Origin of the sequence: Marinobacterium sp. xm-g-59, assembly GCF_013283315.1 — a bacterium.
In the GTDB taxonomy this organism is placed as follows: domain Bacteria; phylum Pseudomonadota; class Gammaproteobacteria; order Pseudomonadales; family Balneatricaceae; genus Marinobacterium_E.
This window is the reverse complement of the sequence record NZ_WBYR01000005.1, coordinates 149,227-162,603: the sequence shown is the minus strand read 5'-3', so window position 1 is coordinate 162,603 and position 13,377 is coordinate 149,227. Positions and strand designations below refer to the sequence as shown.

20 protein-coding genes are annotated in these 13,377 nt (G+C 45.2%); 8 read left to right on the top strand and 12 right to left on the bottom strand.

Annotated features, from left to right (window positions below):
- Positions 1-105: 105 nt before the first annotated feature.
- Positions 106-408 carry a hypothetical protein gene (locus tag XMG59_RS08055; protein ID WP_173498517.1) on the bottom strand — a complete coding sequence of 101 codons (303 nt, stop codon included), beginning with the start codon at positions 406-408 and terminating at the stop codon, positions 106-108.
- Positions 409-516: 108 nt separating this feature from the next.
- Between XMG59_RS08055 and XMG59_RS08050 the strand changes: the two genes are divergently transcribed.
- Complete coding sequence (locus XMG59_RS08050; protein WP_173498516.1) at positions 517-1,710, top strand: O-antigen ligase; 1,194 nt, start codon at positions 517-519, stop codon at positions 1,708-1,710.
- Positions 1,711-1,775: 65 nt separating this feature from the next.
- Here XMG59_RS08050 and XMG59_RS08045 read toward each other — a convergent pair whose 3' ends face one another.
- The 4 genes from XMG59_RS08045 to XMG59_RS08030 form a co-directional block, all read right to left on the bottom strand.
- Entirely contained in the window at positions 1,776-2,009 is a 234-nt protein-coding gene (locus XMG59_RS08045; RefSeq protein WP_173498515.1) for a DUF2442 domain-containing protein, read from the bottom strand.
- Between the two features lie 2 nt (positions 2,010-2,011).
- The gene (locus tag XMG59_RS08040; RefSeq protein WP_173498514.1) at positions 2,012-2,269 is read right to left on the bottom strand and encodes a DUF4160 domain-containing protein; all 258 of its coding nucleotides are present in this window, start codon (positions 2,267-2,269) and stop codon (positions 2,012-2,014) included.
- A gap of 1 nt (position 2,270) precedes the next feature.
- Positions 2,271-3,407 carry a Wzz/FepE/Etk N-terminal domain-containing protein gene (locus tag XMG59_RS08035; RefSeq protein ID WP_173498513.1) on the bottom strand — a complete coding sequence of 379 codons (1,137 nt, stop codon included), beginning with the start codon at positions 3,405-3,407 and terminating at the stop codon, positions 2,271-2,273.
- A 65-nt stretch (positions 3,408-3,472) separates the two neighbouring features.
- Complete coding sequence (locus XMG59_RS08030) at positions 3,473-5,380, bottom strand: nucleoside-diphosphate sugar epimerase/dehydratase (RefSeq protein ID WP_254447081.1); 1,908 nt, start codon at positions 5,378-5,380, stop codon at positions 3,473-3,475.
- 300 nt (positions 5,381-5,680) lie between these two features.
- Here XMG59_RS08030 and XMG59_RS08025 point away from each other — a divergent pair, with 300 nt between their 5' ends.
- The 6 genes from XMG59_RS08025 (at position 5,681) to XMG59_RS08000 (ending at position 7,901) form a co-directional block, all read left to right on the top strand.
- Entirely contained in the window at positions 5,681-5,935 is a 255-nt protein-coding gene (locus tag XMG59_RS08025) for an AbrB/MazE/SpoVT family DNA-binding domain-containing protein (RefSeq protein WP_173498512.1), read from the top strand.
- Positions 5,935-6,261, top strand: a complete 327-nt coding sequence (locus tag XMG59_RS08020; RefSeq protein ID WP_173498511.1) for a type II toxin-antitoxin system PemK/MazF family toxin — start codon at positions 5,935-5,937, stop codon at positions 6,259-6,261. The genes XMG59_RS08025 and XMG59_RS08020 overlap by 1 nt, the downstream gene beginning before the upstream one ends.
- Before the next feature lie 395 nt (positions 6,262-6,656).
- Positions 6,657-6,932: a type II toxin-antitoxin system Phd/YefM family antitoxin gene (locus XMG59_RS08015; protein WP_173498510.1), complete on the top strand. Its 276-nt coding sequence runs from the start codon at positions 6,657-6,659 to the stop codon at positions 6,930-6,932.
- Positions 6,929-7,225 (top strand): type II toxin-antitoxin system RelE/ParE family toxin, encoded by a 297-nt coding sequence (locus XMG59_RS12295; protein WP_173498509.1) that lies wholly within the window; start codon positions 6,929-6,931, stop codon positions 7,223-7,225. The genes XMG59_RS08015 and XMG59_RS12295 overlap by 4 nt, the downstream gene beginning before the upstream one ends.
- Before the next feature lie 165 nt (positions 7,226-7,390).
- Complete coding sequence (locus tag XMG59_RS08005) at positions 7,391-7,645, top strand: type II toxin-antitoxin system Phd/YefM family antitoxin (protein ID WP_173494785.1); 255 nt, start codon at positions 7,391-7,393, stop codon at positions 7,643-7,645.
- Positions 7,638-7,901 carry a Txe/YoeB family addiction module toxin gene (locus tag XMG59_RS08000; protein ID WP_173498508.1) on the top strand — a complete coding sequence of 88 codons (264 nt, stop codon included), beginning with the start codon at positions 7,638-7,640 and terminating at the stop codon, positions 7,899-7,901. Before XMG59_RS08005 ends, XMG59_RS08000 begins: the two co-directional genes overlap by 8 nt.
- A gap of 115 nt (positions 7,902-8,016) precedes the next feature.
- On the opposite strand, the gene XMG59_RS07995 is transcribed toward XMG59_RS08000, so the two are convergent.
- Positions 8,017-8,253 (bottom strand): helix-turn-helix transcriptional regulator, encoded by a 237-nt coding sequence (locus tag XMG59_RS07995; RefSeq protein ID WP_173498507.1) that lies wholly within the window; start codon positions 8,251-8,253, stop codon positions 8,017-8,019.
- A gap of 48 nt (positions 8,254-8,301) precedes the next feature.
- On the opposite strand from XMG59_RS07995, the gene XMG59_RS07990 reads away from it, so the two are divergent.
- A complete protein-coding gene (locus XMG59_RS07990) occupies positions 8,302-9,195 on the top strand; it encodes a tyrosine-type recombinase/integrase (RefSeq protein WP_173498506.1) in 894 nt (297 codons plus the stop codon).
- Here XMG59_RS07990 and XMG59_RS07985 read toward each other — a convergent pair.
- From XMG59_RS07985 to XMG59_RS12200, 6 genes are read right to left on the bottom strand one after another with little or no spacing between them, the layout of a single operon-like run.
- On the bottom strand, positions 9,192-10,367 hold the full coding sequence (locus XMG59_RS07985; RefSeq protein ID WP_173498505.1) for a DegT/DnrJ/EryC1/StrS aminotransferase family protein: 1,176 nt from the start codon (positions 10,365-10,367) through the stop codon (positions 9,192-9,194). The two genes, XMG59_RS07990 and XMG59_RS07985, sit on opposite strands and share 4 nt — an antisense overlap.
- A gap of 22 nt (positions 10,368-10,389) precedes the next feature.
- The gene (locus XMG59_RS07980) at positions 10,390-11,010 is read right to left on the bottom strand and encodes an acetyltransferase (protein WP_173498504.1); all 621 of its coding nucleotides are present in this window, start codon (positions 11,008-11,010) and stop codon (positions 10,390-10,392) included.
- An 11-nt stretch (positions 11,011-11,021) separates the two neighbouring features.
- Complete coding sequence (locus tag XMG59_RS07975; RefSeq protein ID WP_173498503.1) at positions 11,022-11,699, bottom strand: PIG-L deacetylase family protein; 678 nt, start codon at positions 11,697-11,699, stop codon at positions 11,022-11,024.
- Positions 11,700-11,702: 3 nt separating this feature from the next.
- On the bottom strand, positions 11,703-12,656 hold the full coding sequence (locus XMG59_RS07970; protein ID WP_173498502.1) for a methionyl-tRNA formyltransferase: 954 nt from the start codon (positions 12,654-12,656) through the stop codon (positions 11,703-11,705).
- On the bottom strand, positions 12,653-13,234 hold the full coding sequence (locus XMG59_RS07965; protein ID WP_173498501.1) for a sugar transferase: 582 nt from the start codon (positions 13,232-13,234) through the stop codon (positions 12,653-12,655). Before XMG59_RS07965 ends, XMG59_RS07970 begins: the two co-directional genes overlap by 4 nt.
- 11 nt (positions 13,235-13,245) lie before the next feature.
- Entirely contained in the window at positions 13,246-13,371 is a 126-nt protein-coding gene (locus tag XMG59_RS12200) for a hypothetical protein (RefSeq protein WP_256429701.1), read from the bottom strand.
- Positions 13,372-13,377 lie beyond the last annotated feature (6 nt).

Genomic DNA, 13,377 nt, shown 5'->3' with positions numbered 1-13,377 from the left:
TCATGCTCTTTGATCGCCTTAATGATCTGTTCTTCGGTGTAACGCTTCTTCATATCGAGATCTCCATCCCTTTAGGTTAAATGGAAATCTCATCGAGGTCATGGTCTAGTTTTTGGGGGAGAGGTCAGTATCAGATAGACCTCGATTATTAAGGTCGCTCGTAGTAAATTTTTCGAATGAAGAAGCCGAAAACACATCTCTGAGCTTTCCGCCCTCTTCATAATAAATACCGTTTCGATAGGTCAGGAAGACCGTCCCAATATTAGAGTCATGAATAACTCTATCAACAGCCTGCCCCAGCTGAGAAAAGCCGAGAGATAACTTTGCATCAAGATTCATATACCAAGCGGCATATTTGAACTGATTAAAGTTAGCAATGTGCAATATACGAAGCGGACCTAATCTCATGAAAACCCAACATTAAGTAAGAGAAAATATTGGTTTAAATGTTACACTAGCCTCTTATATACCTCACGGTAATTGACTCTTTTTTTTTTTGGGGGGGGGACTCGGTTCATGACCGACACTACTACTCTGTCTAAAGCAACATCAATAGTTCTTGGATTTTCTGCAGCTTGGTATCTAGCTACCTACCTCACTCTTAAAGGATCTATATCAGCCGGTCCTATCTTAATCTCATCTTTAATCGCTCTAATAATTTGGCTATTTACTAGAGATAAACACGGTTTCAAGCCACTTTCAAAGAATGAACAACTGTGGGCGTTACTTCTTTTCGGCTTTGGGGCTTGGAGTATTTTCACTGTATGGCTGAGTAGTGGGACGTCAAACTTATACGAAGTACCAGCGAAATTTATTATTGGTTCTCTTATAGCCATACCCTTGATGGCGAAAGGAATTAATTTTAGCTGGATCAAAGCGGGTGTAATTGGTGGGTGTCTAAGCCTTGCTTATTTGATCATCTCAAGTTACGACGGCGGCGGAAGATTTAGCCCAGTAATGAATGCAACCAAATGGGGCAATGCAGTAGCTTTCCAAACACTGCTGACCATTTGCATGGCTGTAATAGAAAAAAACCGTATCCAAAAAATTATGTTTTTCATACTTGGGATAGCAGGTATTTACGCAACTTTAATCACGGGGACTCGTGGCGCAATGCTGCCGCTGCTAATTGCTCCAGCAGCATTCGCGTTCGTTTACAGGAAATCATTAAACCTTAAATACATTGCAGGTGTTTTAGGTTCTCTTGTTATTGTTTTCACTCTAGCCAGTCAACTAACTATTGTTCAAAACAGATTGAACAATACCTTCTCCGATTTCAAACAAATGGAAAATGACAATCACTACACGTCAATCGGTATTCGTTTAACCATGTGGAGAGCAGGCCTACAAGCTACAATGCACTCACCACTCACAGGACACGGCTACGATTTTAATAGTGTGTTTACAAATTATGAGGCACCAACCCCTGGTTTAGCTGAGGCAGCTAAAAGAATTGGGCATGATTTCCGTTTGTTTCACAGTGCTTACATAGACACCCTGGTAAAAACCGGCTTAATAGGATTTTTCTTATTCCTAGGCCTACTAGCAACAGGGTTTTGGAGTCGAAGCAAACATAAAATGCTAATCTGCATGGCTCCAACAGTTGGACTTGCAGCCGCAGGATTAACCGATTCAGCTCTAGCGCTAGGCATTACCTCAACCTATCTGATTGTGGCTGGTACCATATTAAAAGCGACAAAATTGGATTGATAAGCAGCGATTATCAGACACAAAAAAGCGCCTAATTTTAAGCGCTTAGTCACTTGGAATAATGCTCAGAGAAGACGTTCTTTTAGAAACTCGGGGGCAAAGTCAGCACCGTTGGGCCAAACAACAGTCTCTAGCTCAGGATCTACTGAAACGCGTGAAAAGTAATTTTCATCACGCAGTGGTTCAAACATCATGCCTTTTAAGGCACTAGATAGATCAACTTGACCCTCAGTACCATCGTCAAAAGAGACCCAAAGACGATGATTTTTTAAGTATTTGGCAGACTTTACATGCAACATAACTATTCCAGTGGCGCAATATAATCTAAAGATACACCCTGCTGAGCCTTATTCCAATTAGACTCTAGCTCATCCTGATGAAGCGAAATCCAGTCTTTAACCATGATCGAAGCGCGATTTGGCAATTCACCTTCGATCAGGTTTCCGGAGAAGTCATACAAAGCTTCAAAACCAGCATATTTAGCGTGCAAATGTGGAGGATTATGGTCCATAAAATACATGGCTATCATAATTCCATAAAAGCGGCTAATAACTGGCATTTTATGCCCCAACTCTCGCTTTACGATTACGCACCGCCGAGCGAATAAGAACAAACATAACACCAACCATGCCGCCAAGCACCAGCGCTAGTGCAACAATTAAAGAGCGCTTACTCTTACTTTCTATATCAGTAGCGTAGACATCAAACTCCGCAGCAATAAATGGTTCTGCAGATTTAATAGGCGTAGATTCTAAAAGGGCTTTAGCTCGCTCTAGAGTTCGATCTTGCTCAAGGGAACGCTTCTCCTGTTCAAGCTTTAATAACCCATCGACAAACGCGCTGACTTCCTCACGCGACTCAATCAACTCAATCTCTTTTTCAATGGCTTCATAACCACGTAGGTAGAATGGTGTATCTGACTTAACATTAGCGACAACACCGGTATTCGCCACAAAGGTTTGCGCTTCCAACGTGTTTTTAGCAACACCTAATTTTCGAGCAATTGCTGCTTGCTCCCGTAAAAAAGCCAAACGATCAGAAGTTTTTCGAGTGTAATCTGCTGTGGCATTAGAAATAGCAATATCTAAGTCTTCTAACTTAAAACGCTTAGACTGCTCAGCAACAGTAAGTGCCGTATCAAATCGTTCGATGAGGTTTTGCTGAACACTATTGGTAGCAGCATCAGTAACATCACGCAAAATAGCCAACCACTTCTTAGAGTCATTCCCTTCATAACTAATCGTCCAGTAACGACGAGAATCACCTTTGGCCGCACCATCTTCATTGACAGGAGGAAGTAGCTCAATCGCAGCAGCTAACTCAATAACTGCATTTTCGTAATCTTGATCAGATTCATAGTTCGAACGTTCAAGCAGTTCATGTTTTCGAATTGCAGTCTCGAAAAGTGAGCGCTCATCTAAATACTCTATAAATGAGTTAAGAAGTGAATCGCGTGTCACATTGAAAAACCCTAAAGCATTTGAAGGACTATAGAGTTGTGCATTAACCGAAGTTATAGGCTTTATCTCGGTATTAGCCACGAAAACAGAAGGCTTCAAAAATGCAAAAGCCCCACCAAAAGCAACAGCGATAGCGGCAAAAGCTGCGATCAACCACTTACCATCCCAAATAGTTTGGAGAAGCTCGACAAGATCAATCTCATCATCTTGGTAAGTAGGCTTTAACTCTTCTGACATCCTGACGTTCCTTATGGGAGGCTCTTAAATTTAAGGGTATAGATATGGTTCGTAGTGTAACAACTCTAACCAAGCTTTATGACATTATTTGTCTGCTTCGCTTGGCTATTTTGAAGTAAGTCCACGTTTGAGCTGGAAGGAGCAAAGTCCTTCACTATATCAATCAATAGCTGGCGAGCAGTTTGACTGTCGTTGGTCTCAATCGCTTTGCGAATGCCGGTCAGAACTCGATCCAGCTCTTCACGCGAAGCAAACTCTTCATCTGCGGTCAAAATCTTAGGGTGCTCTGTGCCTGAGGCATTATTACCGATCAGCAACTCTTCATAGAGCTTTTCACCGGGACGCAAACCGGAGAAAACCACTTCGATATCACCCGTTGGATTTGAGGTACCTCTAATTGTGCGACCACTCAAGCGAATCATCTGCTTCGCTAAATCAGCGATCTTAACCGGCTCGCCCATGTCCAACACAAAGACATCGCCACCTCTTGCCATACTGCCAGCCTGAATTACCAATGAGGCAGCTTCAGGTATAGTCATAAAGAAACGATTAATCTCTGGGTGTGTCACCGTTATAGGGCCACCCTGTTCTATCTGCTTTTTAAATAGCGGAACTACAGAGCCCGACGAGCCCAGCACGTTACCAAAACGAACCATCGAGAAAATAGTATTAGTATGATTTTCGGCTGCTAATCGCTGAACCACGATCTCAGCTAAACGTTTAGTTGCGCCCATGACATTGGTAGGCCTAACTGCTTTATCGGTAGAGATAAGAATAAAACGCTCGATGTTTAACTTTTTAGCAACCGAAGCCACAACTGCTGTACCCAAGGAGTTATTCTGCACGCCTTGAAGAACATTATGCTCAACCAAGGGCACATGCTTATAGGCTGCAGCATGATAAACCGTTTGAACGCTATATCGCTGCAGCACTTGAGTAACACGGTCTTCGTCCAGAACTGAGCCAAGAATCGGAAGTAACTGACACTCTGTATTCACATTACGAATCAGTAATGAAAGCTCAGCCTCAATTGCATAAAGCGCATACTCGGATTGCTCATAAAGAACGACTTTAGCAGCACCATAAGTCACTGCTTGGCGAGCAAGTTCCGAACCGATAGAACCACCCGCACCCGTAATACAAACGGACTTACCTTCAATACTTCTAGCGATCAGTGTCTGATCTGGCGCCACCTGGTCACGACCTAATAGATCTTCGATCTCAATCTCACGCAAATCATCTACGGCTTTACCGGAGATCAACTCACCCATGGTCGGCATAGTAAGTATGTGAACGGATAGCTTAGAAAGCCTTTCCAAAATCAAACGACGCTGCGCTGCCGTTACATTGAGCATCGCCAGCATGATGCTATCGACACCATGACGTTCAACCAGCTTCTCTAATTCGCTTGGCGAATGAACTCGCAACCCACAGACAATGTTTTTTTGTAATTTACGGTCATCATCAATAAAGGCAATCGGCTTAACCTCGCCCCCTGCTTGCAAAGAGAGCGCCAGCTGCGCCCCCGCACTCCCAGCACCGTAAATGATGGCAACATGACGACTAGAGACTTTGCCAGACAACCAATGGTAGTAACTTCGCAGAATAAGGCGACTACCACCTAAGTAGAGCCACGCCGCAAGACCAAAAATAATAGGAACTGAGCGCGGAACCCTCCATATATCAAAAACAACAGCAGAAGAATAAAGCACCAATACAAGTAAGAAGACGCCAAGCGCGACAGACTGAAGCAACTTAACGTTCATGTAACGCAACACAGCGCGGTACATGCCCAGCTTCATGAAGATAAGCACACCAAGAACAGGCGTAACCAAGAACAGCGTCCAAGCATCAGCTAAATACGACGCAGGCCACCATTCAGAAATACGCAGAGCAAAAGCAGACCATAGAGCAAAGAGCAGAGCCAGAGCATCAGCCACAACCAGAATCACCCGCTTAACCGAACGGGGCATATTCAGAAACTTTTGATGTAAGCCAGAGCTTTTAAGATGCATAAAACGACCAACCAAAACACTAGTCTCCAATTATAGATGAGATTGACGGATACACAAAGAGCTCATATCAAAAGTACTAATTACCACCATGGTATATAGAGTATCAGGCTTATTTTGCAATATGCACTTTTTGCATATTGCTCCACAAGATTCAGCACAAACTCAAATTAAATTATCTGAAGTCAAATCTTAAGTTTTACAATTGTAAAACAAAATCAAGAGTTTTATCATAGTATAACTAAAGAGGAGAAAAGCTTAATGACTTCAGTAGCAGTTCGACAGTCAGGAGGGGCTAATATTATTAGCATCCCCAAAGCAATTGTAAAAACACTCGGATTACACGTTGGATCAAAACTTGAGCTTTCTATTGTCGAGCAAAACATTGTGCTAACACCGATTGAAGAGGAGCTCACCTTAGAAGAATTGCTTGCCAATAGCCCACAGGAGACGTTTTCACCATTAGATGAAGATAGAGAGTGGCTGGACATGAAACCCTCTGGTAAGGAATTCTGATGTACGTTCCAGAAAAAGGCGACATCGTACTACTGAGCTTTGACCCAAGTTCGGGAAAAGAGATCATTAAAAGAAGGCCAGCCTTAGTGATTTCCCGAAGAGCGTTCAATAAACATACTGGATTCGTAATTGTCGCACCGATCACCAGTACTGTTAGAGGCAATGCCTTAGAAGTTGAACTGGAAGATACATCCACTAAAGGCGTCATCCTTGTACATCAGTTACGTTCACTCGATGGTAAAAGTCGAGATATCAAGTTCATAGAAAAAGCATCAAAATCGGTTACCGCAAAGGTCACAAAAATTGCCTCCACCATTATAAGCTAAATAGCTGTACCACTTAACAAACCCCTGATCTCTAGATCTCAATTGTGTTCTATAACTGCATCTTATCGCACCCTACCCCACCGCACCGGTGTCCGGCTTCAGCCTGACACCGGCCTCCGAAGAGTTTTCACGAACCGTAAAAAGGGAGTTTTCTTACTCGATAAAAACGAGTTTTCCGACTTGGTAAAATGCAAGGTTAAATGGTGTCTGGCCTTCAGCCTGACATCCGCTTTTGTTGCGTTTTCGGAAACCGTAAAAATAGGAAAAAAAGAGCTACCCCATAACTCAAAACATGAAATCTAGCCAAAGGCGCAGCGAAAATAGAAAGCTGAATTGATGACAGATCTAAAACAGATAATACTCTGTTTAGATATATATTATAAAAGGAGCATTTCATGTTCAGCTCAAAAGATATACACACCATTACCGAGTTTAGTCGCAGACCTGCAGAGCATCTAAAGAGACTCACTAACTCGAAGCGACCTGAAATGTACACACATAATGGCAAACCTAATGTTGTGATTCAGGATGCTGAGTCATATGAACGCATGGCAGAACTAGCAGACTATGCAGATAGCATATTAAAAATAAGAAAAGCCTTATCCGAAAATGGACGATCCCTAGACAGCTTCACTGCGGAGTTTGAGACGCAGATGGGTATTAGCGATTGAAAACCTACGAGATCAACATACGTCCAACAGCAGAGCTGGATACTCGGAACCGTTACGTACAAATCTATTCGGAATCGCCTGAAAATGCGAAACACTGGTATAGGGAACTTATCAGCGCGATAAGAACTCTTGAGCATCTGGCATTACGCTGTCCCATTGCAGAGGAAGATGCAGAGTTTAAGTTGGGGATACGGCATTTGGTTGCTGGACGGTACAGGGTAATCTATCTAACAACAGATGATTCTGTGGAAGTTTTGGATATTCGCCACAGCAGACACACCAGAAGACTATAATTATCTAGCACTCAGCGAAGGGGCCAGCCAACTGCGAAACGATAATTGCTGAAACGATCTTAATAAAAGCGCAAGGGATTGAAAAAGATACCTGTTCAACTTAATGTACAAGTAAATCGATAGCCTATATATTTGCACCATTGAATGCACATGAAGAGGCCTTTTATGAGAATTGTATCTTTTACAGAAGCAAGAAATGGCTTAAAAGCCGTTTTGGACAGCGTAGTCAACGATGCTGATACAACCGTTATTACACGCCGAGACTCAGAAGACGCAGTCGTTATGTCTTTAGATTACTACAACAGCCTCATGGAAACGGTCCATTTACTTCGATCACCAAACAATGCAGCGCACTTAAACCGCTCAATTGCACAGTACCGTGCTGGTAAGGCCACAGCACGAGAAGTCATTGATGAGTAGTCGCCTGCTTTCGTGGACTGATGAAGCATGGAGCGACTATCTGCATTGGCAAACCCACGACAGAAAAACACTCAAACGCATTAATAAACTCATCAATGATGTAAAGCGCTCTCCATTTGAGGGGATAGGCAAACCAGAGCCCTTAAAGGAAAATTTATCGGACCTTTGGTCCCGTCGAATTGATGATACGAATAGGCTTGTTTACGCAATTGATGACGATGCCGTAACAATCATCTCGTGTCGTTACCACTACTGAGTTAATTTTTTCAAAACCCCTAATGCTACGAAAACACCCGATCTAAAGTAAGAGCCAGCCAAAGGCGAAGCGATTTTTGTAGGAGCTAATTCCAGCTTTGCTGGAAACAGCGACCTCACTTCAAATGCAACATAACGCCTGGATTCACTAAAGGATCTCCAAGAAACTCCACACCCGCTTCCTCAAAGGTACTTTTTATAGCCTGTAACGTTTTGACGTTTGCATTAGGTATACCACAACCCATTTCATAACGACGAAGTGTAGTAGCGCCCACACCACTTTTCTCCGCCAAATCGGCTGCGCTCCACCCAAGAATCGCTCTTGCAGATTTTATTTGACAAACGCTTAACAATTATTATCCTTATGTGGAATATTTTATTCCATTTATAGGTGATTAATCATGATCGATAAAATACTAGCATCATTCGACGGAGCTTTCGCGGAAAATACTATCCGCGCCTACCGAGCCGACTTCAACCACTACGAAAAGTGGTGCAAAACACACAACTTCGACCCCATCCCTGCAAAAGCCAACAACCTAGCACTATACGTAGAGGAAATGTCCGAGAGCTACAAAAGCGCCACAATTCGTCGACGCTTAAACTCACTAAGTTCAATCTTCCACTTATCGCGAAATCCAAACCCAACTAGAGATCCAGAAGTACTATTAGCCCTAAAACGTATGCACCGTAAAATCGGACGTGCACAAAAACAGGCTTCACCACTTACACGTGAATACTTAGATCAAATGATGAAAAAGTGCGACAACTCAGTAATCGGACTTCGCAACAAAGTACTACTCCAACTCGGCTACGAAAGCATGCGTAGAAGAAGCGAGATTTGCCAGTTCCGATTCGAAGACCTTAAGAAAATGCCTAACAACAAATACGCTTTACTTCTACGCCAATCAAAAACAGATCAACTGGGTAATGGGCGATTGATACCCATATCAGAAAAGTTGGCCAATCTAATTACAAAATGGCAAAAGCGAATCGAAATTAACACGGGAGTGATTTTAAGAAGCATCCGAAAAAACGGAGCCGTTAATGGCCCACTCTCACCTGCTGCAATGACGAACATCCTAGTCGACTTGCAATACAGATCTCGACTTCGCCACTTACCTCACTTCAGTGGACACTCCTTCAGAGTGGGCTCCGCATTGGATCTTCTAGATAGAGGCGTACCATTAGAAAAGATTATGTTACGAGGTGGGTGGAGTTCCAAATCAACTGCACTGAAGTATTTAGCTAGTTGGGTAGGAAGCGATTTAGATGTATTCGAGGAAGTTTGCTAGATACAAACTTCCTTTATTACATTGCAAGTTAAATCAATCTCTTTCTGAGTCAACGTCGGATGGCAGAGAAACATCAAACTCGTCTCCCCTAACTCCTTAGCAACAGGGAGGCGGTGTTCAGGGCGGAAGCCCGTACCATCAAATGCTTTCTCTAAATACACTTCAGAACATGAACCCGAAAAGCACGGCACACCGCGTGCATTGATTTCGGTCATGTACTGATCGCGCTTTCCGTTCTCCACAAATACATAACACTTGTAGGCAGCGTGGGTGCAGCCAACTGACGCATCACAATTATCGCATCCCAAACACCTTAATTCTGGCGCTCTCAGAACCGCTGTTTTTCTCGCAGCATCCCATATCTGCTCGGCATACCGCAGGCGCGTTTCAGACCACTCAGGCATTCGCTTCAGTTGAATACGCCCGATCGCCGCCTGCATCTCCATCATTCGCCAGTTAGTACCGAACGACTCATGCAGCCATCTAAAACCGGGAGGGTGCTCGCGATTGTAAATCGCATCCCAGCTCTTTCCATGATCCTTAAATGACCACATTTTCGACCACAGTACGCGATCATTGGTAGTAACCATGCCGCCTTCACCACCTGTGGTCATGATTTTATCCTGACAAAATGACCAAGCGGCTACATGGCCAATCGAACCAACAGATCGACCTTTATAGCGTGCTCCGTGAGCCTGAGCGCAATCTTCTATCACATAGAGATTATGCTCGGCTGCCAAAGCCATAATCGGATCCATATCACACGGCCAGCCTGCTAAGTGAACACAAACAATCGCTTTGCTACGGGGTGTGAGAACAACCTTAATCGTCTCAACTGAAATATTTTGAGTATCAGGATCGACATCGGCAAAAACCGGTTTCGCACCTGCGTTCACAATACTGGACACCGACGCAAGAAAAGTACGTGATGTAACAATTACTTCATCGCCAGCACCCAAACCAAGCGCATTGAAAGCGAGATCAAGCGCTACCGTTCCATTTGCAACTGCAATGGCGTACTCGGTTTCAGAAAAACGAGCGAACTCCCGCTCAAATCCTCGGCACTCTTGACCCGTCCAATAGTTAACTTTGTTAGACAGTAATACATTCTGAACGGCAGAGGCCTCCTCTTCAGAAAAGGATGGCCAAGGAGAAAACGGTCCGTTTAACATTTACAAAAAAACCTTGAGACAATTAAGAAATAGATTTTGCAGGAACACCAGCAACGCGTATCCCATCAGGAAGGTTCGATAAAACAACTGAGCCAGCACCGACTAAGACATCGGAGCCAATAGAGATACATTGAATGATAGTGGCGCCTATCCCAATCCAACTTAGCCGGCCTATGCTGACTCCACCGGCAACATTAGCGCCCGGAGAGACGTGAACACCCTCTGCCAAAGTACAGTCATGATCAATGGTACTTCCAGTGTTCAAAATACAGGCACTGGAAATGGTGGTATCTGCATTAACAACAGAGCCCGCCATAACAACCGTTCCGTCGCCCAACGATGAGAATTGACTTATTACAGATTTAGGATGCACCAGGGATGGCAAGGTAGCGCCATGTGAACGGAAAAATTCGAACTTTTCTAGCCTCACACGGTTGTTGCCGATGGCAACATGGATTCCATCGAATTCTCGAATCTGCTCAACAAGTGCTGCAGTATCACCAACCACTTCGAACGGGCCATTACGAGATAGTGTCGGCCAAGCATCGTCAAAAAATGCAACATCGCTCCACCCACAATCAAGAGCGATTTCGGCTACCACTATACCGTGTCCGCTAGCTCCAAGTATCGCAAGTTTCTTCAAAACTATTTTTCCTATTCTATGGTTCGAATTACCATAAAGGCTTCTGCCGCATCCACTCCTATAGTGGCACCTCGAAAGGCCGATAGGGCTTTAATACCGTCAATCGAACGCGGGTTGGGGAAGTCCTTCAGTTGAGACGCGAAAAAATTCATAGCCGAGAGCTTGGATTCAACATAGGTACCGCTGATATCTACAAACTTGTTAGGCACGAACGCCATTTCCGGCGTAGGATGCCCCCACTCGGTTTCACTTAACGTTTCATACGCAAAGATATGCCTGACAACTTGTCCAGGTAAAGGTCTCGCAGCGACTAAAGCGGCGTTGTAGATTGCACCGTGGTCCAGATGCAAGTCACCTTTGTGTGGGATGTAAAGATGTGTGGGTTGCACCGTCTTGATCAACTGACTGATCACGGTAGCGATCTTGTACTGCGGATATTGCTCCAACTGAGGTGCAGGCAGCTCTTCAAAGAAGGTTTCCTTGACTCCCATCTGAAGATGCGCCCCTCGGCACTCTTCCCGCAACGCTTGGATAAAGTCAGGACTGAACAGCTCGGGCGCTCCTTCAGAAGCATTGGTCATTACTGCCACATAGACGTTGTCGCCCTGGCGGATATGTTTGGCCATTGTCCCACCACAGCCGAGGATCTCGTCGTCTGCGTGAGGTGCCAGCACCAGAATATTTGCCATAACTTATTCCATCCCCAAATGTTGTTTGACAGCCTCAAGCTGTTGATAAAGGTTGTGTATTTCCATCTGTGGCAAATAGCCCAAACGCTCACCCACGCGCACCTTGGCTTGGCCTTGCGCCGGCTTGAGCCAGATCAGGCCCGCACCGGTTTGCACCAACAACTGTTCACCTTCGACTTTGAGAACCCGGCCCACACAACCTTGAATGTTGAGTTCGGTTTCCACCCGGCTGCCCAGCACCCAAAACGTCCTGTGTTTGTGGTAAGTGAAAGCGCCCGGATGTGGCGGAGCGGCTGCTTTGATCAGACGGTCAACCATATCGGCATCAGCAGCAAAATCCAACAGGCCGTCATCAGGCTTGCGCACCCCGTACTCAGTGGCCTGGCTGTGATCTTGTTCAACCGGATCCCACTTTCCCGCTTTAAGCTCCGGCAACCAGCGATCAAGCGCTACCACCATAGCGTCAAGCAGCTTGGCTTCAACACTGGCAGCGTCATCTTCAGCGGTAACCACAAAGCGTTCTTTGACAAAAATCGGCCCTGAGTCGGCAATTTCATTTATCACAAAAAAGTTGGCCGCACCGGTTTCACGGTTGGCGACCAGCCAGGCGATGGGGGCACGGCCTCGACCTTTGGGCAAATCCGTCGGGTGAAAGCCTACCACGCCGATTTTGGGGGCTTTGATGATGTCATCAGATACCAGTTGTGAAAGGCCCACCACAAACAACACATCCAAGTCCGCATCACGGACATCCGCGACGTGGTCATTGATCTTCTTGAAGCCTTGGTAAGGCAAGTTGTGCTTGTGACTAAGCGCCGACAAATCGCTGTGACCGCTGACATTGGTGGCATCTTGTGGTTCAAAACCCATCACTAAGGCGATGTCGAATTGATGTTTGATTAGTGCTTCGAGGGTCACCCGGGTGCTGTTGACAGCGCCGATAAGTCCAACTTTCATGATTTGCGGCCTTTCTTGCCCCACTGCTCACCCAAAACCACAATCAACACGGTTCTGAGTATAATTTTGATGTCCAGCATCAGAGAGACATTTTCCACGTATTCACGGTCAAGCGCCCAGCGCTCGGGCCAGTCGAGGAAGATATTGCCATTGACCTGGGCCAGACCGGTAAGACCCGGACGCACCAGCAAGCGCTTGTGACCGTCTTCATTAAAATCTAACTTGGTCGCTTCCATACAGGGGCGCGGGCCAACTAATGACATATCTCCTACCAGCACATTGAGCAATTGCGGCAGCTCGTCGATTTTGAGACGGCGAATGATGTTGCCAATCCAGGTGATCTCAGCGGTGTTCTGGTGAACTTGCTCCAACGCGTCACGTTTGGCGTCGGTCATTGAGCGGAATTTATAGAGTTTGAACACATTGCCGTTGAATCCCAATCGCTCCTGGGTAAAGAGCAAAGGCCCTTTGGAACCGAGCTTGATAAGCAAGGCAACCACAATGAACATTGGCATCAACAGCAGCAATAACAAAACGCTGGCAAAGATGTCCATCAATCGCTTGATAAAAGGATACATGTCGGCCTCCGTTAGCCTTGTTTGACGTTGATGGTGCTCTCATCAGCCGCGCTGCCTTCGAGCCACTGTACGAATTGACCCGCCAGCAACTGGCGGTCAAATTCTCGCTCGGCCAACGCACGGCCATTTTTGCCCATCTGTGG

Coding starts and splice junctions, on each gene's coding strand:
- XMG59_RS08000 (WP_173498508.1), top strand. CDS start 7,638: ATGAGTAGTCGCCTGCTTTCGTGGACTGATGAAGCATGGAGCGACTAT.
- XMG59_RS07975 (WP_173498503.1), bottom strand. CDS start 11,699: ATGGCAAATATTCTGGTGCTGGCACCTCACGCAGACGACGAGATCCTC.
- XMG59_RS08035 (WP_173498513.1), bottom strand. CDS start 3,407: ATGTCAGAAGAGTTAAAGCCTACTTACCAAGATGATGAGATTGATCTT.
- XMG59_RS08055 (WP_173498517.1), bottom strand. CDS start 408: ATGAGATTAGGTCCGCTTCGTATATTGCACATTGCTAACTTTAATCAG.
- XMG59_RS08015 (WP_173498510.1), top strand. CDS start 6,657: ATGTTCAGCTCAAAAGATATACACACCATTACCGAGTTTAGTCGCAGA.
- XMG59_RS07985 (WP_173498505.1), bottom strand. CDS start 10,367: ATGTTAAACGGACCGTTTTCTCCTTGGCCATCCTTTTCTGAAGAGGAG.
- XMG59_RS08005 (WP_173494785.1), top strand. CDS start 7,391: ATGAGAATTGTATCTTTTACAGAAGCAAGAAATGGCTTAAAAGCCGTT.
- XMG59_RS08020 (WP_173498511.1), top strand. CDS start 5,935: ATGTACGTTCCAGAAAAAGGCGACATCGTACTACTGAGCTTTGACCCA.
- XMG59_RS08045 (WP_173498515.1), bottom strand. CDS start 2,009: ATGTTGCATGTAAAGTCTGCCAAATACTTAAAAAATCATCGTCTTTGG.
- XMG59_RS07990 (WP_173498506.1), top strand. CDS start 8,302: ATGATCGATAAAATACTAGCATCATTCGACGGAGCTTTCGCGGAAAAT.
- XMG59_RS12200 (WP_256429701.1), bottom strand. CDS start 13,371: ATGGGCAAAAATGGCCGTGCGTTGGCCGAGCGAGAATTTGACCGCCAG.
- XMG59_RS08040 (WP_173498514.1), bottom strand. CDS start 2,269: ATGCCAGTTATTAGCCGCTTTTATGGAATTATGATAGCCATGTATTTT.
- XMG59_RS08025 (WP_173498512.1), top strand. CDS start 5,681: ATGACTTCAGTAGCAGTTCGACAGTCAGGAGGGGCTAATATTATTAGC.
- XMG59_RS08050 (WP_173498516.1), top strand. CDS start 517: ATGACCGACACTACTACTCTGTCTAAAGCAACATCAATAGTTCTTGGA.
- XMG59_RS07970 (WP_173498502.1), bottom strand. CDS start 12,656: ATGAAAGTTGGACTTATCGGCGCTGTCAACAGCACCCGGGTGACCCTC.
- XMG59_RS07965 (WP_173498501.1), bottom strand. CDS start 13,234: ATGTATCCTTTTATCAAGCGATTGATGGACATCTTTGCCAGCGTTTTG.
- XMG59_RS08030 (WP_254447081.1), bottom strand. CDS start 5,380: ATGCCCCGTTCGGTTAAGCGGGTGATTCTGGTTGTGGCTGATGCTCTG.